The 21847-nt window shown below is 67.1% G+C and carries 14 protein-coding genes; 6 read left to right on the forward strand and 8 right to left on the reverse strand.

Features of this window, described 5'->3' with window-relative positions; translation table 11 throughout:
- Nucleotides 1-46: 46 nt before the first annotated feature.
- Together U0034_RS09815 and U0034_RS09820 are read right to left on the reverse strand one after the other, a co-directional pair.
- Entirely contained in the window at nt 47-1537 is a 1491-nt protein-coding gene (locus tag U0034_RS09815; RefSeq protein WP_085229975.1) for a putative bifunctional diguanylate cyclase/phosphodiesterase, read from the reverse strand.
- A gap of 288 nt (nt 1538-1825) precedes the next feature.
- Nucleotides 1826-2743 carry a LysR family transcriptional regulator gene (locus U0034_RS09820; protein WP_085230034.1) on the reverse strand — a complete coding sequence of 306 codons (918 nt, stop codon included), beginning with the start codon at nt 2741-2743 and terminating at the stop codon, nt 1826-1828.
- A gap of 121 nt (nt 2744-2864) precedes the next feature.
- Here U0034_RS09820 and U0034_RS09825 point away from each other — a divergent pair, with 121 nt between their 5' ends.
- From U0034_RS09825 to U0034_RS09840, 4 genes are all read left to right on the forward strand, one after another.
- Entirely contained in the window at nt 2865-3869 is a 1005-nt protein-coding gene (locus U0034_RS09825) for a zinc-binding alcohol dehydrogenase family protein (protein ID WP_085230033.1), read from the forward strand.
- Nucleotides 3870-3936: 67 nt separating this feature from the next.
- On the forward strand, nt 3937-4590 hold the full coding sequence (gene nfsB, locus U0034_RS09830) for an oxygen-insensitive NAD(P)H nitroreductase (protein ID WP_085229976.1): 654 nt from the start codon (nt 3937-3939) through the stop codon (nt 4588-4590).
- Nucleotides 4591-4764: 174 nt separating this feature from the next.
- Nucleotides 4765-6309 carry a methyl-accepting chemotaxis protein gene (locus U0034_RS09835; RefSeq protein ID WP_085229977.1) on the forward strand — a complete coding sequence of 515 codons (1545 nt, stop codon included), beginning with the start codon at nt 4765-4767 and terminating at the stop codon, nt 6307-6309.
- A gap of 195 nt (nt 6310-6504) precedes the next feature.
- Nucleotides 6505-7482 (forward strand): M14 family metallopeptidase, encoded by a 978-nt coding sequence (locus U0034_RS09840; protein ID WP_085229978.1) that lies wholly within the window; start codon nt 6505-6507, stop codon nt 7480-7482.
- A gap of 21 nt (nt 7483-7503) precedes the next feature.
- On the opposite strand, the gene U0034_RS09845 is transcribed toward U0034_RS09840, so the two are convergent.
- From U0034_RS09845 to U0034_RS09855, 3 genes are all read right to left on the reverse strand, one after another.
- Nucleotides 7504-9732 (reverse strand): LamG-like jellyroll fold domain-containing protein, encoded by a 2229-nt coding sequence (locus U0034_RS09845; protein WP_085229979.1) that lies wholly within the window; start codon nt 9730-9732, stop codon nt 7504-7506.
- A 315-nt stretch (nt 9733-10047) separates the two neighbouring features.
- Nucleotides 10048-10398 (reverse strand): VOC family protein, encoded by a 351-nt coding sequence (locus tag U0034_RS09850; RefSeq protein WP_085230035.1) that lies wholly within the window; start codon nt 10396-10398, stop codon nt 10048-10050.
- Between the two features lie 160 nt (nt 10399-10558).
- Nucleotides 10559-12766 (reverse strand): heavy metal translocating P-type ATPase, encoded by a 2208-nt coding sequence (locus U0034_RS09855; RefSeq protein ID WP_085229980.1) that lies wholly within the window; start codon nt 12764-12766, stop codon nt 10559-10561.
- A 104-nt stretch (nt 12767-12870) separates the two neighbouring features.
- On the opposite strand from U0034_RS09855, the gene cadR reads away from it, so the two are divergent.
- On the forward strand, nt 12871-13302 hold the full coding sequence (cadR, locus tag U0034_RS09860) for a Cd(II)/Pb(II)-responsive transcriptional regulator (protein WP_085229981.1): 432 nt from the start codon (nt 12871-12873) through the stop codon (nt 13300-13302).
- 113 nt (nt 13303-13415) lie between these two features.
- Here the strand turns inward: cadR and U0034_RS09865 are convergent, their stop codons facing one another.
- On the reverse strand, nt 13416-14564 hold the full coding sequence (locus U0034_RS09865; RefSeq protein WP_085229982.1) for a branched-chain amino acid ABC transporter substrate-binding protein: 1149 nt from the start codon (nt 14562-14564) through the stop codon (nt 13416-13418).
- 84 nt (nt 14565-14648) lie between these two features.
- Complete coding sequence (putA, locus tag U0034_RS09870) at nt 14649-18590, reverse strand: trifunctional transcriptional regulator/proline dehydrogenase/L-glutamate gamma-semialdehyde dehydrogenase (RefSeq protein ID WP_085229983.1); 3942 nt, start codon at nt 18588-18590, stop codon at nt 14649-14651.
- A gap of 280 nt (nt 18591-18870) precedes the next feature.
- Here putA and U0034_RS09875 point away from each other — a divergent pair, with 280 nt between their 5' ends.
- Nucleotides 18871-19053, forward strand: coding sequence for a hypothetical protein (locus U0034_RS09875; RefSeq protein WP_085229984.1), 183 nt, complete (start codon nt 18871-18873; stop codon nt 19051-19053).
- Between the two features lie 333 nt (nt 19054-19386).
- Here U0034_RS09875 and U0034_RS09880 read toward each other — a convergent pair whose 3' ends face one another.
- The gene (locus U0034_RS09880; RefSeq protein ID WP_085229985.1) at nt 19387-21672 is read right to left on the reverse strand and encodes a primosomal protein N'; all 2286 of its coding nucleotides are present in this window, start codon (nt 21670-21672) and stop codon (nt 19387-19389) included.
- Nucleotides 21673-21847 lie beyond the last annotated feature (175 nt).

Here is a 21847-nt window from a genome sequence, read left to right on the forward strand (position 1 = left end):
CACATCCCGCGCGGGCGGGGCTAACCACTTACGCGCAGTGAACCCCTCACGACGCCATCGGTTCGAGCCCGAGGTCGAACTGTTCAGCCGGCATCGGCCGGCCGAACAGATAACCCTGCGCCTTGCCGCAGCCGAGCGCGGCCAGCAATTCGGCTTCGCTGCGTGTCTCCACGCCCTCGGCCACGACGTCGAGCGAAAACGCATGCGCCATCGAGACGATCGCGGAAACGAGCGCGAGCTTGTGCGTATCGCCCTCGAGGCCGCGCACGAACGAGCGATCGATCTTGAGCGCACGTACGGGGAATTTGCCGAGATAACTAAGCCCGCAGTAGCCGGTGCCGAAATCGTCGATGGCGGCGGCCACGCCCATCTCCGCCAGCGCCTCCAGTGCCGCGCGCACCTGCGAGCCGTCTTCCAGCAGCAGACTCTCGGTGATTTCGAGCATGAGCCATTGCGGCTCGCAGCCGCTCACGGCCAGCGCCCGCTGCACGCTTTGTACGAGATCGCACGAGACGAATTGACGCGGCGACACGTTGACGGAAACGCGCAGCATGCTCCCGCCACGCGCATTCCAACGCGCGACCGTCCGGCAGGCCTGCTCGAGCACCCATTCGCCAATCGGGACGATCGCACCGTTTTCTTCAGCCAGATCGACGAACTCGTCGGGGCCGATGAGCCCCCGCTGCGGGTGTTTCCAGCGCAACAGCGCCTCCGCGCCGATGATGGCTCCCCCGGGCAAGGCAACGATAGGCTGAAAGAGCAGTGCGAACTCGTCGCGATCGAGCGCCCCATGCAGCGCCTTCGCGAGTTCCGCGCGCTCGTGGATCGCGCGCGCGGCCACGGGGTCGTGAAAGCGGAATTGATTGCCGCCCGCGCGCTTGGCCGACTCCAGTGCCGCGTCGGCCGCGCGAAACAATGCTTGCGCGTCGCCCCCGTCCACCGGCGCGCGCGCCACACCGATGCTCGCCGAAAGCCTGATCGTGTGGCCGTCGATGTCGAAGCCTTGCGAAAGCACGGCGGCAATCCGACCCGCGACGACGGTGAGGCCGGGGTCGTCCGCGTTCGCGACCACGACGAGCGCGAATTCGTCGGATGCAAGCCGCGCGAGCATGCCGACCGATGATGCGCATTGCAAAAGCGCCGCCGCCACCGCGCACAACACGCGGTCGCCGCTCGTATGTCCGCGGGCGTCGTTGATTTCCTTGAACTTGTCGAGATCGATCAGCAGAAGGCCGACTCGTCGGCCGTCCGCCTGGGCCTCGGCGAGGGCCGATTCGAGCCGCTCGTTGACGATGGCGCGGTTGGGCAGCCGCGTAAGCGGATCGCCGCCGCGCACGTCCACCGATTGCGATGCCGCGCCCGCCTTGCCCGGCCGTGCGATGCCTGCGGTAAGTGCGGCGGATACGGGCCGCGTCGCGTCGCCCTCGGGGGCGGCCGCCCGCGTGCGCCGTCGCCTGCGCCCCGCGCCGTAGCCTATGGCCGAACCCGCGCCCGCCGCGACGAGCGCCGTCAACGCCAAGCTCACGAAGTCAGCCATGTCGGATACGCGTCCCAAGTTGTTCGGCGGAATCCCGGCGCGTCTTTGTTGCCATCGTTATCTTTGCCGCCGGCCAGGCCGCACGATGCGGCGTACCCATGAATGGTAGAAGGTCACGGCGCACCCCGCTTCTGAAAAACGTGTCGGATATTCCTGAATCGCTGCTCCGCGCATGGTCTTTTGTGCGGCTGAAAATTCCACAAGTATGCCCCAGACAAATTTCCCCTTCCGAAATGAGGGCTGAGACAGTTCCGCCCATCGCGGTGAGTGTGCCAATCGCATCCCTCGTCAGCCCCGCGCCGCCGGGGCGTCCGACGCCAGCGCCGCGAGTTTTTCCCGCAGCACCGCGTGCAGCGCGCGCGTCGCTGGCCAGAACTGCTTGCGATGCGGACAAATCAGATTCAGCGGCGTCAGCTCGCCGAGCTGCTCGGGCAACAGCACCTCCAGGCGGCCGGCCCGCACGTCGGCGCACACGTCGAGCCAGGATTTGTAGGCGACGCCCTGCCCGTCCACGGCCCAGCGGCGAATAACGTCGGCATCGTCGCAAAAGAGCGATCCCGCCACCGCCACCACGCGGCGCGCGCCGTCCGCGGGGAACACCCATTTGTCGTAGACGCGCCCCGCCCGCTCGTACAGCAGGCAGCGGTGCCGCTTGAGGTCCTCGAGCGCCTGCGGCCGTCCGTGCCGCCCCAGGTATGCGGGCGAGGCCACGAGCACGCGGCGGTTGTCGACGAGCGGCAACGCCACGTAGCTCGCTTCATCGGCCACGCCGTAGCGAATCGCAATGTCCACGGGATCGCGGAACACGTCGGCCAGTTGGTCGGACAGAAAGAGCCGCACGGAAAGCCGCGGATGCGCCTCGCGAAACGCCGTGATCCAAGGCAGCAGCACGTTGCGGCCAAGATCAGACGGCGCCGCGATCTGCAGCAGCCCCTGCAGCGCATGCGCTTCGCCACGCAACCGCTCCCCGCCTTCGCGCAGCGTCGCAAGCACCTCCTCGGCGTAGGGCAGATATTGATCGCCCTCGGCCGTGAGGCGCAGGCTGCGTGTCGATCGCGCAAAAAGCCGCACGTCCAGCTCCCGCTCGAGCCGCTGAATCGCCGCACTGACCTGGCCCGGCAGCAAATCCGCTTCGCGCGCGGCATTCGAAAAACTCCCGAGCGCAGCCGTACGCACGAAAAGCATCAAGTCGTCCAGGCGGATCATTTTCATTTCCACAGTGAAAGTGCTGCCCTATTTTCGCTATTTTTCGACAAGCCTGTCCGGACGATCATTCGGCCTGCGAGAACCGCCGCCGTACGCGGCCCCTCTTCCAAAGGAAATCAGCATGAAGGCGATCGTCTATCAGCAGCACGAACTGCCCGTCGAAGATCCGCGTTCGCTTTACGAGACGGAGCTTGCCCAGCCTGTACCCGGGCCACGCGACCTGCTCGTGAAGATTCGCGCTATCGCCGTCAATCCCGTCGACACGAAAGTGCGCCGCTCGCCAACCGCCAGCCCGCGCGTGCTCGGCTGGGATGCGGTGGGCCGGGTCGAGGCCGTCGGCCGCGACGTGACGCGCTTCGCGCCCGGCGACGACGTCTATTACGCGGGCTCGATCGCGCGGCCCGGCGCCTATGCCGAATATGGCGTCGTGGACGAGCGCATCGCCGGCCACAAACCGAAATCGCTGGACGATGCCCGTGCGGCCGCGCTGCCGCTCACTTCGCTCACCGCCTGGGAGCTGCTCTTCGATCGACTTGGCGTGGAAGCCGGTGGCGGCGAGGGCGATGCGATCCTCATCGTCGGCGCCGCCGGCGGAGTCGGCTCGATGCTGACGCAACTCGCGCGGCAGCTCACGAAGCTGCGCGTAATCGGCACGGCCTCGCGCGACGAGACGCGGGCCTGGGTGCGCGAGCTCGGCGCCCACGACGTGATCGACCACAGCGGCGGATTGTCGCGCGGGCTGCAGCCACTGGGCCTGCCATCGGTCCGCTATGTCGCGAGCCTTACGCACACCGATCAGCACTACGGCGAGATCGTCGAAGCACTGGCGCCGCAAGGCCGTCTCGCCGTGATCGACGATCCGGCCGTGCTCGATGCGATGCCGCTCAAGCGCAAGTCGATTTCGCTGCACTGGGAGCTGATGTTCACGCGCGCCCTTTTCGAGACGCCCGATATGATCCGCCAGCACGACATTCTCGAGCGCGTGGCAGCACTGATCGACGCCGGGACGCTGCGCACGACCCTTGCCGAACACTTCGGCAGGATCGACGCAGACAACCTGCGCCGCGCGCACGCAGTGATCGAAAGCGGGCGCGCGCGCGGCAAGATCGTGCTCGAAGGATTATGACCGCGGGCGCGGCTCGGCCAGGCACTCGAGAACCAAAAACCAAAAACCAAAACCCGAAAGGACTTATATGAACCTCATCGACGCACTCCACACCCGCCACACCGCGAAGGCCTTCGATGCCGGCCGCGCCCTCGCTCGAACCGACGTCGAAGCCCTCTTGAGCACGCTGCACCTGAGCCCGTCTTCCGTGAACTCGCAGCCGTGGCACCACGTCGTCGCCTCGACGCCCGAGGGCCGCGCCCGAATCGCGAAGGCCACGCAGGGCACCTACAGCTACAACGAACCGAAGGTACGCGACGCATCTCACGTGATCGCCCTATGCGTGCGCGCGGATATGGACGAGCAACATCTGCGCGCAGTGCTCGAGCAGGAAGAGCGCGACGGGCGTTTCACGAAGGATGGCGCGAAAGCCGGGCAGGACAAGGCGCGCCGCTCGTATGTCGAATTGCACCGCTACGGCCAGCGCGACATTCAGCAATGGATGGAAAAGCAGGTCTACCTGGCACTGGGCGGCCTGCTCGTCGGCGCAGCGACGCTCGGCATCGAGGCCACCCCGATGGAAGGCTTCGACCAAGCCGCGCTCGACCACGAACTCGGCTTGCGCGAGCTCGGCTTCACGAGCGTCGTACTCGCCGCTTTCGGCCATCGCAGCGAACAGGACTTCAATGCCGCGCTGCCGAAATCCCGTCTTCCGCGCGAACAGGTATTCACCTTCATTTGAGAAAACGAGCGCACGAAATTCCGGATCGGCAAATAGGTATTACTAATACGACAGCTTTTTCGAGGAAATATTCTCCACACGACCCTAATGTTTGCTGAAAGCAGGCCGTAATCACCGTATATCCAAAGAGACGCGAGCCGCCGGACTCGCGTCCGTTCCCCAAAGGAGTCGTCGGTGAAGCTGTCTTTCTCGCAGAAGCTGTGGCTGCCGCTTTTGATCAGCCTCGTTTGTCTCGCCGCATTGGCCGTCACCGATGCATGGCGCACCCGCGCAATTCGCCTCGAAGAACGAAAAGCCGATCTCGTGCATGCAACCGAAGTGGCACTGAGCGTGGTTAAAACGTTCGCCGATCAAGCCGCCGCCGGCACGATCCCCCAGGACGAAGCGAAAACCAAAGCCCTCGAAGTCGTGCGTAACATGCGTTACGGCGGCTCCGGTTATTTCACGATCCTCGATTCGCAGCCCGTCGTGCTGATGCACCCGTTCAAGCCCGAGCTGCAGGGGCGCAACATGGCCGGATTCACGGACCCGAACGGCGTGCCGCTTTATCAGGACGTCGTAGCTCAAATCAAGCGCGACGGCCATGGCTTCACCACTTATTCGTTTTCGAAGCCGAATGCGGCGGGTGTCTTTCCGAAGCTGTCGTACAACGACAGCTATCGGCCGTGGGATTGGATCTTCATGACAGGCGTCTACATCGACGACATCGACGCCGCCTTTCGCACAGCGCTCTATCAAAGCATCGGCTGGCTCGCCGTGGCGGCCGCGCTGCTGAGCGCCGTGGTCGTCGCCATCAATCGCGGCATCAGGCGCACGCTCGGCGGCGAGCCCGCCTATGCCGCGCAGATCGCCGAGCGCATCGCCAACAACGACCTCGCCGTCACGGTCGACATTGCCGCGACAGATCGCCACAGCCTGCTTTATTCGATGAAACGCATGCAGGAGCAATTGGCCGGCACGATCCGCTCGATCAAGATATCGAGCGATTCGATCGCCACCGCCACGAGCCAGATCGCCTCGGGTAATCAGGACCTCTCGCAGCGTACCGAAGAGCAGGCGGCTTCGCTGCAGGAAACCGCAGCCAGCATGGAAGAGCTCACGTCCACCGTCAACCAGAATGCCGAAAACGCGCGGCAGGCGAGCCAGGTAGCCGCACAGGCCGTGCAGGTGGCCGAACGCGGCAGCACGATCGTGACGCAGGTCATCGATACGATGAGCGGCATCAACGCGAGTTCGGACCGGATCGCCGATATCGTCGGCATGATCGAAAGTATCGCGTTCCAGACCAACATTCTCGCGCTGAATGCGGCTGTGGAGGCGGCGCGCGCGGGCGAGCAGGGCCGCGGGTTCGCCGTCGTCGCATCCGAAGTGCGCTCGCTCGCGCAACGCTCGTCAGCGGCGTCCAAAGAGATCAAGACGCTGATCCAGGATTCGGTCGAGCGCGTGCGGCACGGTACGGAATTCGTCGATTCGGCGGGCGTGACGATGACGGAAATCATGCAGTCCGTGCGGCGCGTCACCGACATCATGGGCGAGATCGCCGCCGCCTCGGTCGAGCAGAGCAAGGGGATCGGCCAGGTCAGCGATGCAGTCTCGCAGATGGATTCCGTGACCCAGCAAAACGCGGCGCTCGTCGAGCAAGCCGCGGCGGCCGCCGCCTCGCTCGAATCGCAGGCAAGCGGCCTGCAATCGGCCGTTTCGATCTTCCGTTTGCGCTGAAGCGATCGACGGCGGCGGCGCTCGTGCGGGAGACGGCCGTGCGCCGGCCGATGCCGCCGTTGCGCGATACCTCCGCCGGCCGCTCGGCAGGATCGTCCTAGCGCGGCGCCGCCGCGCGGTGCCACACTTTCGCATCGTCCTCTTCCGCCCGCCGTCCGACGACCGCCACCCACCGTCCGACGGCCACCCCGACCGATGACCGAAGACAACTACCCGATCGAAGTCGATTTTCCCGACATTTCAGCCCACGCGGCCGGCAACACCGGCGTCGAGTACGTCCACAGCTTCGATTCGGGCCTGGCCGGCCCGCACGTGATGATCAATGCGCTCACGCACGGCAACGAAGTCTGCGGCGCGATCGTCGTCGACGCGCTGCTGCGTATGGGCCTGCGGCCGCGCCGCGGCCGTATCGCGCTCGCGTTCGCGAACGTCGCGGCCTATGCGCGCTTCGAGCGTGCCCGTCCCGATGCTTCCCGTTTCGTCGACCAGGATTTCAATCGGGTGTGGATGCCGGAACGCCTCGACGACGAGGCCCTGACGTCGACGGAACTCGCGCGTGCGCACGCCATGCGGCCCGTGGTCGATACCGTCGATCTGCTGCTCGATCTCCATTCGATGCATGAAAAAAGCGCGCCGCTTATCGTCGCGGGCCCACTCGATAAAGGCATCGACCTCGCACTCGCGCTCGGCACGCCGGCTACAGTGATCTGCGATGCGGGCCATCCCGAGGGCCGCCGCATGCGCGACTACGCGGACTTCGGCCGCGCCGGCAGTGCGCGCAACGCGCTCCTGATCGAATGCGGGCAGCATTGGGAGCGACGCGCGCTCGAGGTGGCGCGCGATTGTACGGCCCGGTTCCTGGTGCTCTCCGGCGCAATCGACCAAGGCGATCTGCCGGGCGAGTGGTTCCGGCCGCTGCCCGAAACGATGTCGATCGTGCGCGTGACCGAGCCCGTAGTCGCACGGAGCATGGATTTCCGTTTCGCCGGGCCCTATACCGGGCTCGAAGTCTTCCCGCACGCCGGCACGGTCATCGGCTGGTCCGATGGCGAGCCGGTGGTCACGCCTTACGACGACTGCATGCTGGTGATGCCGTCTCTCAGGCAATTGCGGCCCGGCGTCACCGTTGTTCGCCTGGGCCGCGTCGAGCGCCGCGTCACGCGCGCGGCGTAACGCGCCCCGCCGCCAGGGCGGTCACGTGCCTTGCGCGAGTGCGGCGACCTGATCGGACGTCATCGCCCCGCGATAGATGCGCAACTCATCGATCGAGCCGCTGAAACGCGGGTCGCCCGAAAACTGCGAGCGGCCGATCCAGTTCTGCGCGGTCTTGCCGATGCGCCACGGCGCAAACACGACGTCGCCGGCGCTCGCCACGGCCGCGCCGTCGACATAGAGCGTCGCCGTCGTGCCCGCGAGCGTCACCGCCACATGCGTCCACTGATTCGTCGGCAGCGCCGCCTTGCCGTCGAGGCGACGTTCACCATGACCGCCGTTGGTCGTAATGGCGAAGCGCACCACGCCGGCTCCGCCCATCGGCGAAAGGAACATATAGCGCCCCGTACCCGCGCCGAAATCGAATACACGTGCCCAACGCTTCGCGCTCGTCCAATATACCCACGCGGCAATGGTGAAATCGGAAACGTCGGCGAGCAGGTCGTTCGGCAAGTTCGCGTAGCCGCTCGTGCCGTCGAGCACGAGTGCATTGCCGAGCTTGCCCGCGCCGAACGACGCACCCGGGGCGAGCGTGGCCGAGTGGGCGTTGCCCGTGGCATCGGCGGCCGTCGCACCGCTCGCTTCGTCGAACGGAAGGTACGTATGCAACTGAAGCGCGGTGACCGCCACGGCCTCGCTGGAATTCGCCGTCTCGCCCGATGACCCCGTTGCGCTCACGACGTAGTACCACGTGCCCGCGTCGGGGCTGTCCGTATAGGTCAGCGGATCGGCGATGCCGCTGGCAATCGTCGTATAGGGCCCGCCCGTATTCGCGGCACGTTTGACGCTGTAGCCCGTCGCGCCTGCAACGCCCCACCAGGACAGCACGACGCGGCCCGCGCTCGGGTACGCGGTAAGCCCGCTCGGCGCGCCCGCCGGCGTCACGGCATCGCGCGTGCAGGTGAGCGTGCCGTAGCCGAGCTGATCGTAGCCCCCGCTCGTCGACCCGTAGTTGCCGCCGCCGCCCTCGGGCTGGATCGCCTGAGCGAATCGGGTCGACCAGGGCGCGGCGAGTCCCTTGCGATTGACGTAGTGGTTGTAGACGAGCGCCCAGCATGGCCGGATCGTTCCCTGTGACGCCGTGGAGAAACCGGGCTGGGTCACATCGACGTTCGAATACGTCACGTAGGGGACCGTGAGATAGGTGCCGTCGGACTGCACGAGATTTGCCTTCGCCACGTATTCGGCGCCGGCAAGAAAGCGGTTGTTGTCGTGGCCGTACAAATCGATGCCCTGATTCCAGGCCATCTCGCAGATCGCGCCGCCCAACGCGATGCCGAGCGTATTGTGCCCCTGGTCGCGGCCCGTCTCCTGCCACTGGCCCAGGTAGCCCGGGTGCACGTAATAGACCGCCTGCGCGATCGCGCCATTGCCCTGGCCGCCGAGGAAGTAGTTCACGGCCGAATCGAAGAGCGTATGGTCGTCGCACAGCACGCCGATGGCCATGACCGAGGCGATGTTGCAAAGGTCCCAGTTCGCCCAGTAATGCGTGATGTCGGTGTTGTTGTGGCGATCGAGAAAGTCTGCGTTGATCGGATAGAAGATGTTGCGCATCATCGCCTGGAACGCGGCGAAATCGGCCGGGGCCCAGCCGGCGTAGTCGCGCATGATCTCGCCGGCGTTGGCGAATTCGTAGCCGTAGATACCGGCAGCCAAATCGACGTTGCTGTCGCCGCCAAGACGCTGCAGCGTGGACGACCAGGCGTTCATGATCTGCACCGCCTTGTCGGCATAGCGCGTGTCGCCGCTCACCTTCCAGCGCAGCGCGCAGGCGTACGCGGCCGCGATGTCGTTGTAGAGCACCGGGTAGTTCTGCGTACCGGTGCCGCCGCGATCGACTTCGACCTGCGGGCGCGGCGTCCACGAAAGGCTCGCATGGCCGTTCGAGATCAGCCTGGTCCAGCACTCGTACCAGGGCGACGACTGCGCCGCGACCTTTTGCGCCATGCGGTCGAAATCGACCTGCGTGTGGAGGAGCCCCGGATGCACGAACGCGGCACTCGTCGAGACCGCGGCTTCGCCCGTCACGGCAGGGGCGAACTTGAGCGTCGAAGCCGAGGCCGATGTGGTGCTGCCCGTTCGACTCACCGCCGATTCGGCACTCGCGGCGGCGCCGCCTCCGCACGCCGAGAGCGCGAGCGCGCCCAGGCTGTATAGAAATGTCCTCCGTGAAATCGCCGTTTCCAGCTCGTTGCGCTGCTGGTCGTTCATGTCTTCTTTTCCTTTTTTCCTTGATTGGACCGCTGGCTTTCTCTGGGCTATACGGCAGATCGAACGCGCAAACGTTTCCCCGCGCGGGCGCAGTTCCCCCGCAGTTCCCCCGCAGTTCCCCCGCAGTTCCCCCGCAGTTCCCCGTTACGGGACATCGGCGTGTTGCTGCGTACTGCCACCGTACTGCCACCGTACTGCAACTTTAACGGCCGAGGCCGCGCGTGGCGACAGGAGCGCCGGCCGTAGGGATCGGCGGAATATTCGGTCAGGAAAGACTGAGCGGGTGGCGTGCGAGGCAACCGCATGCCCCACCGATCAAGTGTGCACGAGCACGTTGACGAGCCGGCCGAACGGATCGCGCAGATAAAAGCGCCGCACGCCCCACGGCTCGTCCGCGGGGCCGTACTCGATCGGCAGACCGGCATCGCGCACGCGCGCCAGGATGGCGTCGAGGTCGTCGACCTCGATGGACAGATCCGGCACCAGCGTGCCGGAGCCGCCCTCGGAGGCAAGACTCATCTGCACGGTCATGCGCTCGGCGCAGCCTAGTGTCACGAGCCAGCCGTGATCCATCAGCACATCGAGCTCGAACAGGTCGCGATAGAACGATGCGGCGAGCGCAACGTCGGGCGCGTAAAGATTCATTACGATGCGTTTGACTTTCATGGCGCAAACCTCCCGGGCTTCGTGGTCTGAATCTTCGTCCCGATCCGGATTCGAACCGGCATCCGCGGGCACTTTCACCTTCACCGCGGCACGATTGCCGTACGCCGCCAGTGGCGAGGCGCTTGCGGCGCCGGCCGCCGCCCGCTGGTTCGGCGCCGGCTCACTTGCGCAGCAGCCGCAGCCCGTTACCGACGACGACGAGGCTCGCTCCCGCATCGGCGAAGACGGCCATCCACATCGTACCGAGGCCGGCGAGCGTAAGCCCGAAAAAGACGAGCTTGATCGCCAGGGCAAAAACGATATTTTGCACGAGCACCGCATGCGTCGCCCGCGAGAGCCGGACGAACGAAGCGATCTTGCGCAGATCGTCGTCCATCAGCGCGACGTCGGCGGTCTCGATCGCCGCGTCGGTGCCCAGCGCGCCCATCGCGAATCCGATGTGGGCGCGCGCGAGCGCCGGCGCATCGTTGATGCCGTCGCCGACCATCCCGACAACGGCGCCGCCCGCCGCCAGCGATTCGACCGCGCGCAGCTTATCCTCGGGCAACTGGCCGCCGCGCGCGTCGTCGATCCCCACGGCGTCGCCGATGGCTCGCGCCGTATGCGCGTTATCGCCCGTCAGCATGGCCGTGCGAATGCCGAGACGGTGCAGCTCGGCCACGGCCACCCGGCTCGTTTCCTTGACCGTATCCGCCACGCCGAAGACGGCCAGCGGGTGTCGCTCGTCGAACAGCACCACCGCTGTCTTGCCCTGACGTTCGATGCGCTCGAGCCGGGCTTCTATTTCGGGCACGCAGCGGTGCGTCGCCTCGACGAGCGCGTGATTGCCGAGCCAGTAGCGTTGGCCGTCGATCACGCCCGCGACGCCCTGGCCCGGCAACGCCTCGAACCCAGCCACCGTCGCCGCCGCGGCCGCCCCGGCGCTCGCGGCGATGGCCCGCGATACCGGATGGTTCGAGCGCGCGCCGAGGCTCGCGGCGAGCCGCAGGCAATCGGCGTCGCCAAGTGCGCCACAGGGTTCGAAATCGGTTCGCACGGGCTTGCCATGGGTGAGGGTGCCCGTCTTGTCGAGCGCGAGCCAGCGCAGCCGCCGCCCCTGCTCCAGATAGACGCCGCCCTTGATCAGGATGCCGCGTCGCGCCGCGGCCGCGAGCGCGCTCACGATCGTAACGGGCGTGGAAATGACGAGCGCGCACGGGCACGCGATGACGAGCAGCACCAGCGCCCGATAGATCCATTCGCGCCAGCCGCCGCCGAGCGCGAGCGGCGCGATGACGGCCACGGCGGCCGCCATGGCAACGACGATCGGCGTATAGATGCGCGAGAAACGGTCGACGAAGCGCTGCGTCGCCGCCTTCTTGCCTTGTGCGGCTTCGACGGCGTGAATGATGCGCGCAAGCGTCGTATCGCCAGCCGCGGCGCGCACGCGATAGTGAAACGAGCCGGCCTCGTTGACGGTGCCCGCGAACACGGCGTCGCCCACGCCTTTCTCGACGGGCAGGCTCTCACCCGTGATCGCCGCCTCGTTCACGGTCGAGCGCCCCTCGACCACGGCGCCGTCGAGCGCGATACGCTCGCCCGGCTGCACACGCACGAGCGCGCCGAGGGCGACGTCGCGTGCGCGAACGGTGGCCCAACTGCCGTCGGCCTGCTGTACGGTCGCCATCTCGGGGGCGAGGCGCATCAGCCCCTCGATGGCATTGCGCGCGCGATCGAGCGACTTCGCCTCGATCAGTTCGGCCAGCGCGAAAAGCACCATTACCATTGCCGCTTCGGGCCACTGCCCGAGCAGCATCGCGCCGGTGACCGCGATGCTCATCAGCGCGTTGATGTTGAGTTGGCCGTTGCGAATCGAGATCCAGCCTTTGCGGTAGGTGCCGAGCCCCGAAAATGCGATCGCGAAGCCGCCCAGCGCGCCCGCGAACCAGCCCGGCAAGCCCATCCAGGAAACAGCCTCGGCCGCCGCCGCCGCCGCGGCCGCGCCGCCCACGGCGAGCGGCCACCACCGGCGCATGGGCACCGTAGCGGCAGTGGCGGGCTGCGTGCCCCCAACCACCTCGGGAATGAAACCGAGCGAGCGGATCGTATCGAGAATGCGCTCGCGCGCATCGGGCGCGTGAACCACGGTCAGCACGCGCTGCATCAGATTGAACTCGAGGCCGCTTACGCCTGCCATGCCGGTGAGCTTGTCGCGAATCAGCCGCTCCTCGGTCGGGCAGTCCATCTGCATGATTCGAATCGCCGTGCGCACGCCGTCGGCCGTCTCTTCGGCAAGCGGCAACGCGGCGCGCTCCGGCGCGTGCTCGTGCTCGTGGTCACAGCAGGACACGTGGGCGGCACAACCGGCCTGATGCGGCGGTTCGGACATGATGGCTTCCTCGATCTGGCGATGGAGTACAGTTAACACCCTGAAGTAACTCCAAGGTCAACCATCGTGGCGAAGGCCAAGGTCGCGGCAATGAGGGCGACATCATGAAAATCGGCGAACTGGCGAAGGCAGCGTGCTGCACGACCGAGACGATCCGTTTCTACGAGAAATCGGGACTCATGCAGGGTGCCCACCGTACGGAGGCGAACTATCGGCAGTACACGGAGGAGCACCTCGAGCGCCTGCGCTTCATCCGCAACTGCCGCGCACTCGACATGACACACGACGAAATACGCGCGCTGCTTGGCCTCATGGACGATCCGGCCGGCCGCTGCGGGTCCATCGACGCCCTGCTCGACGAGCATATCGGCCACGTCGAGGCGCGACTCGCGGAACTCGCGCGGCTCAAGAGCCAGCTCGTGAAGCTGCGCGAACAATGCACGGGCGCGCGCAGCGTCGACGCCTGCGGCATCGTACAAGGGCTCGCCGCCATGGCGCCCGCCTCCTCGCCGGCCAAGCGGACGCACCTCGGATAAAGGCGCGGCAAGCCGCTCCCACAAAAAAGCCCTGCGGGACGCGAATCCCACAGGGCTTTCGTCATGCGTCCGCGCGGCTCGCCACGCGTCGCGCGCGTTAGTGCGTTAATGCATTACTTGGCGCCGACCGTATCGAGCGTCGTCCACTTGCCGCCCTGGGCCTTGTAGATCGTGATGCCGCCGTTCTTCAGATCGCCGCGCTCGTCATACGCGAGGTGGATCGTCGTGACGCCGGCCATGTCGGTCTTCGCGAGCAACGGCAGGTACTTCGCCGGATCGGTCGAGTTTGCCTTCTGCATCGCCTTGAACATGGCCATTGCACCGTCGTACGCGTACGGCGAGTACGTCTCGACATCCTTGCCGAAGCGCTTCTTGTACTTCGCCACGTAATCGCCGCCGCCAGGCATCTTGTCGAGCGGCAGGCCCGCGAGCGATGCGTAGGTACCGTCGGCCGAGTCGCCGGCGATCTTCAGGAAGTCCGGCGTGTGGACCATCTCGCCGCCCATCAGCGACGCCTTGATGCCAAGCGACTTCATCTGCTTGACCATCGGCGCAGCCTGCGCGTCCGCGCCGCCGAAGTAGATCAGTTCCGGGTTCGCGGCCTTCAGCTTCGTCAGAATGGCCTTGAAGTCCACAGCCTTGTCGTTCGTGTACTCGCGATCGATGATCGTCGCGCCGGCGGCCTTGGCGGCCTTCACGAACTGGTCGGCCAGACCCTGGCCGTACGCGGTGCGGTCGTCCACCACCGCGATCTTCTTCATCTTGAGGGTCTTCACGGCGTACGTGCCCGCGACCGAACCTTGCTGCGTGTCCGAGGTCATCATGCGGAACGTCGTCTTGAAGCCTTGCTGCGTGTACTCGGGTGCCGTCGCCATCGCGATCTGCGGAATGCCGGCGTTCGCGTAGATGCGCGAGGCCGGGATCGTCGTACCCGAGTTGAAGTGGCCGAGCATGCCCTTGATGCCGTCGTCCACGAGCTTTTGCGCGACCGTCGTGCCCGTGCGCGGGTCAGCCTGGTCGTCAGCCGTGTCCAGCACGATCTGCACCGGCTTGCCGCCGATCACGGGCTTCGTCGCATTGAAATCTTCGATCGCGAGCGTCACGCCGTTTTGCATGTCGACGCCGTAGTGCGCCTGTGCGCCCGTCATCGGCGCGGCAAAGCCGACCTTCACCTGCTCGGCCTGCTGTGCGTGTGCCGTCCCCATCAGCGCAGCCGCTGCTGCCAGCGTCGCGCCCGCCAGCTGTTTCATCTTGTGTTGCATATCTTCTCCTTGGTACCAGGTAGGTGTGGAGCGGCTTCGGGTTCGCCGTGCCGCTTCCGTTTTTGATCCATCGGCAAGGGTCGCTCAGCCGATCGTCATCAAACTCGCATTGCCGCCCGCCGCAGCCGTGTTCACGCTGACCGAGCGCTCGGTGAGCAAACGCTCCAGCGCGTAGTCCTCGTCGGCGCCGTCGGCGAACGCGTTCGTCGCCACGCCTTGCACGGACACAATCGGCCCCGGACGCTTGGCCACTTCCTTCACGAACGCCAGCAGCTCGTCGCTGTCGCCTTCGAAAAGAACCGCATCGTAAGGCGCGTCGGTACTCGGCTGCACGCTCGCAAACGCCTTGAGCGGCGCCGGCAGCGCGGCCACGAGCGCCTCGCCGGCCGCACCCGAGAACAACGCGCGGTTGCCCGTCGCCAGCACGGCCGCGAGCTGGGCGCGCGCGCCGCTCGCCGTCGAAGGCACGCAGCATACCGTGCCTCGCGCGCCGAGCGTATAGGTATTGCGTTCGCCCGTCGGCCCCGGCAGCACCGCGGTGGCGCCCGCCGGCAGGTTTTCCAGATAACCGTCGCAGCGGGCCGCGAGCGCCGGCTCGCGCTCGGCGATGAGCCAGTCGCGCAACGCCGCAAGCGCAGCGCGCGGGCTCGACGCCGCGGCGCCGTCCGCCTGCGCCTCGCGGGTGTCGGCGACGAGCGCGGCCGCGAGCGCCTTCGGCAAGCCGGCCGGGCGCTTCGCAAGCAGCCGCTGCAGATAGAGCGCGCCGCCGGCCTTCGGCCCCGTGCCCGACAGCCCCTCGCCGCCGAACGGCTGCACCCCCACCACTGCGCCGATCACGTTGCGGTTCACGTAGATGTTGCCCACATGTGCCCGCCCGATCACGTGTGCGATGGTTTCGTCGATGCGCGTATGGATGCCGAGCGTGAGTCCGTAGCCCGTCGCGCGGATCTGCTCGAGCAGTTGATCCAGTTCGGCGCGGCGATACCGCACGACGTGCAGCACGGGCCCGAAAACCTCGCGCTTGAGTTCGGCAAGGCTGTCGATTTCGATCAGCGTCGGCGCGACGAACGTGCCGTGCGCGCAGGCCTGATCGAGCGGAAGCTGCGTGACGGCGCGGCCCTTCTCGCGCATTGCGGCGATATGGTTCTCGATCGTGCGGCGCGCCTCGCCGTCGATGACGGGGCCGACGTCGGCCGAGAGCCGATCGGGGTTGCCGACCGACAGCTCGCGCATGGCGCCCTTGAGCATCGTGAGCGTGCGCTCGGCCACGTCGTCCTGCAGACACAGTACGCGCAGCGCCGAGCAGCGCTGGCCAGCCGAGTCGAAGGCCGACTGCATGACGTCGGCGACCACCTGCTCCGCGAGCGCCGACGAATCGACGATCATCGCGTTCTGGCCGCCCGTCTCGGCAATCAGAGGAATCGGCCTGCCGTCCGGGTCGAGCCGGCTCGAAAGCGTCTTGTTGATGAGGCGAGCGACTTCCGTGGAACCCGTGAACATGACGGCACGCACGCGTGCGTCGGCCACGAGCGCCGCGCCGACCGTCTCGCCGTCGCCGGGCAGCAGTTGCACGGCGCCGGCCGGCACGCCGGCCTCACGCAGAATACGTACCGCCTGCGCGGCAATGAGCGGCGTTTGCTCGGCCGGCTTCGCGAGCACCGTGTTGCCCGCGGCCAACGCCGCGGCCACCTGCCCCATGAAAATCGCAAGCGGGAAGTTCCACGGGCTGATGCAGACGACCGGCCCGAGGGGGCGGTGCGTGTCGTTCGAGAATTCGTCTCGGATCTGCGCCGAGTAATAGCGCAGGAAATCGACGGCTTCGCGGATTTCGGCGATCGAGTTCGGCAGCGATTTACCGGCCTCGCGCACGATGAGGCCCATCAGCGTGTGCATCTGCGCCTCGAGCAGATCGGCCGCGCGGGCCAGGCAGTCCGCACGGGCCTCCACCGGCGTCGCCTGCCAGATCGGTGCCGCCGCAACGGCATTCGCGAGCGCGGTATTCACATGCTCTCGCGTCGCCTCGACGACGGTGCCGACGAGATCGCGTTGATCGGCCGGGTTGCGCACGTCGCGCGCGGTGCCCGTGGCCGGCTCGTTGCTGCCGAGCATCGGCGCGGCACGCCACGTATGATGCGCACTCGCGAGCAGCGCCGACGAGAGCGACGCGAGCCGGTGCTCGTTCGAGAGATCGAGCCCCGTCGAATTGAGGCGCTCGGCGCCGTAGAGCTGGCGCGGCAGCGGGATCTTCGCGTGCGGCGCGCCAAGCGGCACGATCTTCGATGCCTCGTCGACCGGGTCGGCAACGAGGGAATCGACCGGCACGGTTTCGTCGGCGATGCGGTTGACGAACGAGGTGTTCGCGCCGTTTTCCAGCAGACGCCGCACGAGGTAGGCGAGCAGCGTTTCATGCGTGCCGACGGGCGCGTAGATGCGGCAGGGCCGGTTCAGCTTGTCGCGGCCCGTCACCTCTTCATAGAGCGGCTCGCCCATGCCGTGCAGACACTGGAACTCGTACTGCCCCGGATAGTAGTTCTGCCCGGCAAGGTGATAGATCGCCGAGAGCGTATGCGCGTTGTGCGTGGCGAACTGCGGGAAAACGGCATCGGGCGCGCCGAGCAGCCGCTTCGCGCAGGCCAGATACGACACGTCGGTGTAGACCTTGCGCGTGTAGACAGGGTAGCCCTCGAGGCCGTCCACCTGTGCGCGCTTGATTTCGCTGTCCCAATAAGCGCCCTTCACGAGGCGCACCATGATGCGATGGCGGCTGCGGCGCGCGAGATCGATCACATAGTCGATCACGTACGGGCAGCGCTTCTGATAGGCCTGCACGACGAAGCCAATGCCGTTCCAGCCCGCAAGCTCCGGATCGAAGCACAGCGCTTCGAGCAGATCGAGCGAGATTTCGAGGCGATCCGCTTCCTCGGCGTCGATGTTCAGGCCGATGTCGTAGCGGCGCGCGAGGATCGCGAGCGAGCGCACCCGCGGCAGCAGCTCGTTCATCGTGCGCTCCTGCTGGGCGCGCGAGTAGCGCGGATGCAGCGCCGAGAGCTTGATCGAGATGCCCGGCCCTTCATAGATGCCACGGCCGCCGGCCGCCTTGCCGATGGCGTTGATCGCCTGCTCGTAGGAGGCGTAGTAGCGCTGTGCGTCTTCTTCCGTCGTGGCGGCCTCGCCGAGCATATCGTACGAGTAGCGGAAACCGCGCGCTTCGTACTTGCGGCTGTTCGCGAGCGCCTCGGAGATCGTCTCGCCCGTGACGAACTGCTCGCCCATCAGGCGCATCGCCATATCCACGCCCTTGCGGATCAGCGGCTCGCCGCCCCTGCCGATCAGACGCGTGAGCGCGGACGAGAGCCCTGCCTCGCTATTGGTCGTAACGAGCTTGCCCGTGATCATGAGACCCCAGGTGGCCGCATTGACGAAGAGCGACGGCGCGTGTCCGACGTGAGACTTCCAGTCGCCCTTGCTGATTTTGTCGCGAATGAGCGCGTCGCGCGTCGCCCGATCGGGAATGCGCAGCAACGCCTCGGCCAGGCACATGAGCGCGACGCCTTCCTGGCTCGAGAGCGAGAACTCGTGAATGAGACCCTCCACACCGCCGCCCGTGCGCTTCGCGCGCAAGGCCTCGACGAGGCCCGCCGCCATCTTGCGCGCATCGCTCGCGAGCGCCGCCGGCATGCGGGCTTCGCCGATCAGGAACGGCAGGCACTCGGGCTCGGGGCGCCGGTAGGCGGCCGTGATCGCGGCACGCAGCACGGACTGCGGCTGCACGCTCTGCGCGAAGTCGAGGAACGGATGTGGCGCACCATCCTCGTCGTGCTCGCCGGGCGCGCTTTCGCCGAACTCCGCGAGCTCGGTTGCACCCGACAGCTCGGGCGGCACCTGCCCATGCTCGATTCTCTCGAGATAAGCGAAGATCGCCTGCTTGATGAGCCAGTGGGGGGTGCGCTCGAGACGCGCTGCGGCTTCCTTGAGCCGCGTACGGAGGAGGTCGTCGACCTTCACGCCTAGGGTGGTGCTTGCCATGATTCGTCGCCGGTTGTTTGCCGGTCTATCGCAGAAAAGTTGGCGGAATCGTACGCCTGCCAATAAAAAGGTGCAACCGCCACCTCAAAAAGGTTGCACCCTGCCGAGCCCCTTGCCAGGCAATGGGTTGCGCGAAATCGACCCGCCGGTTTTCACGTCTTGCCCCGTCGGTGTTTTCCCTGAGCCGAAAACGTTCTCATCCCCCTCTTGGCGCGCGCCGCGCTGCCGTAAACACAGGTGAGCGCCCGGAGGTCGGGCGCGGAACGAAAGGAGAGGCGAAATGGAAAAGTGGATTGTGCTCGGCGGCATCTGGACGATGACCGTGGTGTGCCTCGCGCTTTTCGTTCGTGGCGCTTCGCCGGCGATGAGCCGGGCCGTGGCGATCGCCCGCGTGCGTCAGGCGCGCGAGCGGGCCGAAGCGCAGTACGGCGCTCAAAAGGCCCGCGCGCTCGTCGATCGCTGACGCGAAACGACGCAGACGAAAGCGTAACGTGGCGCGGCGAACGGGGGGCCGCCTCACGGATCGCGCAGCCGGCCGCGCATCGGCCCGCTCGACGATCACGCCCGAGCCCCCGAAAGCATTCCCGCGAGGCTCGCCATGCTTTGTTCACATGAGGGCCGGTTTTCGGCCAGATACCGGCAGCCGCAGAAACGAACGCGGCAGGCCACACCCGCGCCCGCCCGAAAAGCGTCGGGCGACACCGACACCGTCAAGCCCGGCTACTCCCGGCAATTCCGCGCACGCGCGCGCAGCGCCCGTTACCGCCTGCGATGGGCATGAACGCCGGCGGCGGCGTCAGATATCGAGCGGATCGACTTCGAGACTGAAGCGCAGCACGCCCTTGAGCGTGCGCAGCGCCGGCTGCCAGGCGCGCAGCGTGGCAAGCAGCGCCGCGCGCGACGCGCTTTCGAGCAGGAGTTGCGCCCGATGGGCGTTCGCCACTTTGACGATGGTCATCGGCACCGGGTCGTACACGGTCACATGCCCGGCCGCCTCGATTTCGCCGAGCGCCGCGGCAGCCGCGCCGAGAAATGCGAGCGCCGCCTCGAGCGTGCGCGCTTCGGCGCGCAGCAACGCCTGGTAGACGAACGGCGGCAGCCGCGCGTCGCGGCGCTCCGCCAGCGTCGACGCCGCAAACCCCACGTAGTCGTGGCGCACGAGCGCCTGATAGAGCGCGTGGCGTGGATAGCGCGTCTGAACGAGCACCTCTCCGGCCAAGCCGGCCCGACCCGCGCGCCCGCTCACCTGCATCAACTGCGCGAACAGCCGCTCGCCGGCGCGAAAATCATGCGAAAAAAGCGCCGCATCGGCGTTCAACACGCCGACGAGCGACACGCGCTGGAAGTCGTGCCCCTTCGCGATCATCTGCGTCCCGACTAGGATATCGACCTCGCCCGCGTGAACGTCGGAAAAAAGCTGTTCGGCGCTGCCTTTGCGCCGCGTGCTGTCGGCGTCGATGCGCAGCACACGCGCACCGGGCACGAGTAACGCGAGCGCCTCCTCGACGCGCTGCGTGCCGCGACCGAACGGCGCGATATCGACGTTACCGCAGTCCGGGCACGCGCGCGGGATACGCGTCTCCCACCCGCAGTGATGGCAGCGCAGCGCCCGCTCGGGTTTGTGCAGCACCACATAGGCGCTGCAGCGCGGGCATCCGGCCACCCAGCCGCACGCGTCGCACGAGAGCACGGGCGCATAGCCGCGCCTGTTCAGAAAAACGAGACTCTGCTCGCCGCGCTCGAGCCGTGCCTTGAGCGCCGCCACGAGCGTGGCCGAAAGCCCTTCGGCGCTGGCCCGGCCGCGCCGGCGCTCCTCTTCGAGGTCGATCAGACGTACGGCCGGCAGTGCCGCGTCGGCCAGCGCGCGGCGCGCGAGCGTGAGCCGCCGGTAGCGCCCCTGCTCGGCCTGCCACCAGCTTTCGAGCGACGGCGTGGCCGAGCCCAGCACGATCGGTATCGCAAGCTGCTTGGCGCGCCAGACCGCCAGGTCGCGCGCCGAATAGCGCAGCCCCTCCTGCTGCTTGTAAGCGGGCTCGTGCTCCTCGTCGACGATCACGAGCGCAAGGTTCGGCAGCGACGCGAGCACGGCGAGCCGCGTGCCGAGCACGATGCGCGCACGGCCCTCGTGCGCCGCAAGCCAGCTCTGGGCGCGTTCGCCGTCCGCCATCGCACTGTGCAGCGTGACGATCGAGGCCGCACCGTGCAATGCGGCGAACCGGCGGCGAAACGCGGCCTCGAACTGCGGCGTCAGGTTGATTTCCGGCACGAGCACGAGCGCCTGGGCGTCGGGCTGCGCGGCGAAAAGCGCATCGAGCGCGTGCAGGTAGACCTCGGTCTTGCCGCTGCCGGTCACACCGTGCAGCAGGAACGGCGCGAAGCCGCGCGCCTCGCGAATCGCCTCCACCGCGGCAGCCTGCTCGTCGGTCAGCGTGGGCCGCGAGGGCGCCGAAACGATGCCCTCGCCCGCGCCGCTCGCAGGCACCGTAACGTTCGAGGCACCCGAGCCGGCGCCTTCCGCCCGGGCGTCGGTCTCGCGCGCCTCGACCCAGCCGGCAGTCTCCCATTCGGCGAGTGCGGCACTGGCTTTCGCGCAGAGCGCGCGTGCCTCGCCCGCGGTCAACCCCGGGCCGTCGCCAAGCGCCATGGCGAGCCGGCGAAGCGCGCTCGCCCGGGCCGGCAGTGCTTCGGGCAGCGCCTCGCGGCCGGTGTTCGTCAGCCGATAAAGTTTCCGCCTTGCGAAAAGCCGTGGCCAGCGAGCCGGGTCGCGCAAGGCTTGCGGCAGCGCCGGCAACGCGACTTCGCCCGTCGAGCGCTGGTAGTAATCCCCGGCGAATGCCACGAGGGCGAGCCACTCGGGCGAAAGCGGCGCGCAGCCGACACAGGCCGCGGCGACATCGCGCAGCCGCTGCGGCGCAACGTCGCTGTGCTGCGCCACCTCGCAAACGAGCCCCACCACCTGCCGCCGTCCGAACGGCACGCAAACGAGCATGCCTGGCATGGGACGCAGCGCCGGGTTGCAGCGATAGTCGAAAAGCGTCGGCAGCGGATGGTCGAGCGCGACGCGCACGAAAACCTCAGTCACGAGCCGCCCGCGCGTTCAGCGAATCGATGACGCCCCCGATCTGCGCAGGCAGTCGCCAAGCCGCGAACTTAAAGTGAAACATCACATTCGTCGCTAAGTTCAGGATCTTTCTCGGGATTGCCGGCGGCTGTCGGCCGCCTGTGGATAACTTTGTTGAAAAGTGGCCCGGGAAAAG

This window comes from Trinickia caryophylli (assembly GCF_034424545.1).
GTDB lineage: Bacteria > Pseudomonadota > Gammaproteobacteria > Burkholderiales > Burkholderiaceae > Trinickia > Trinickia caryophylli.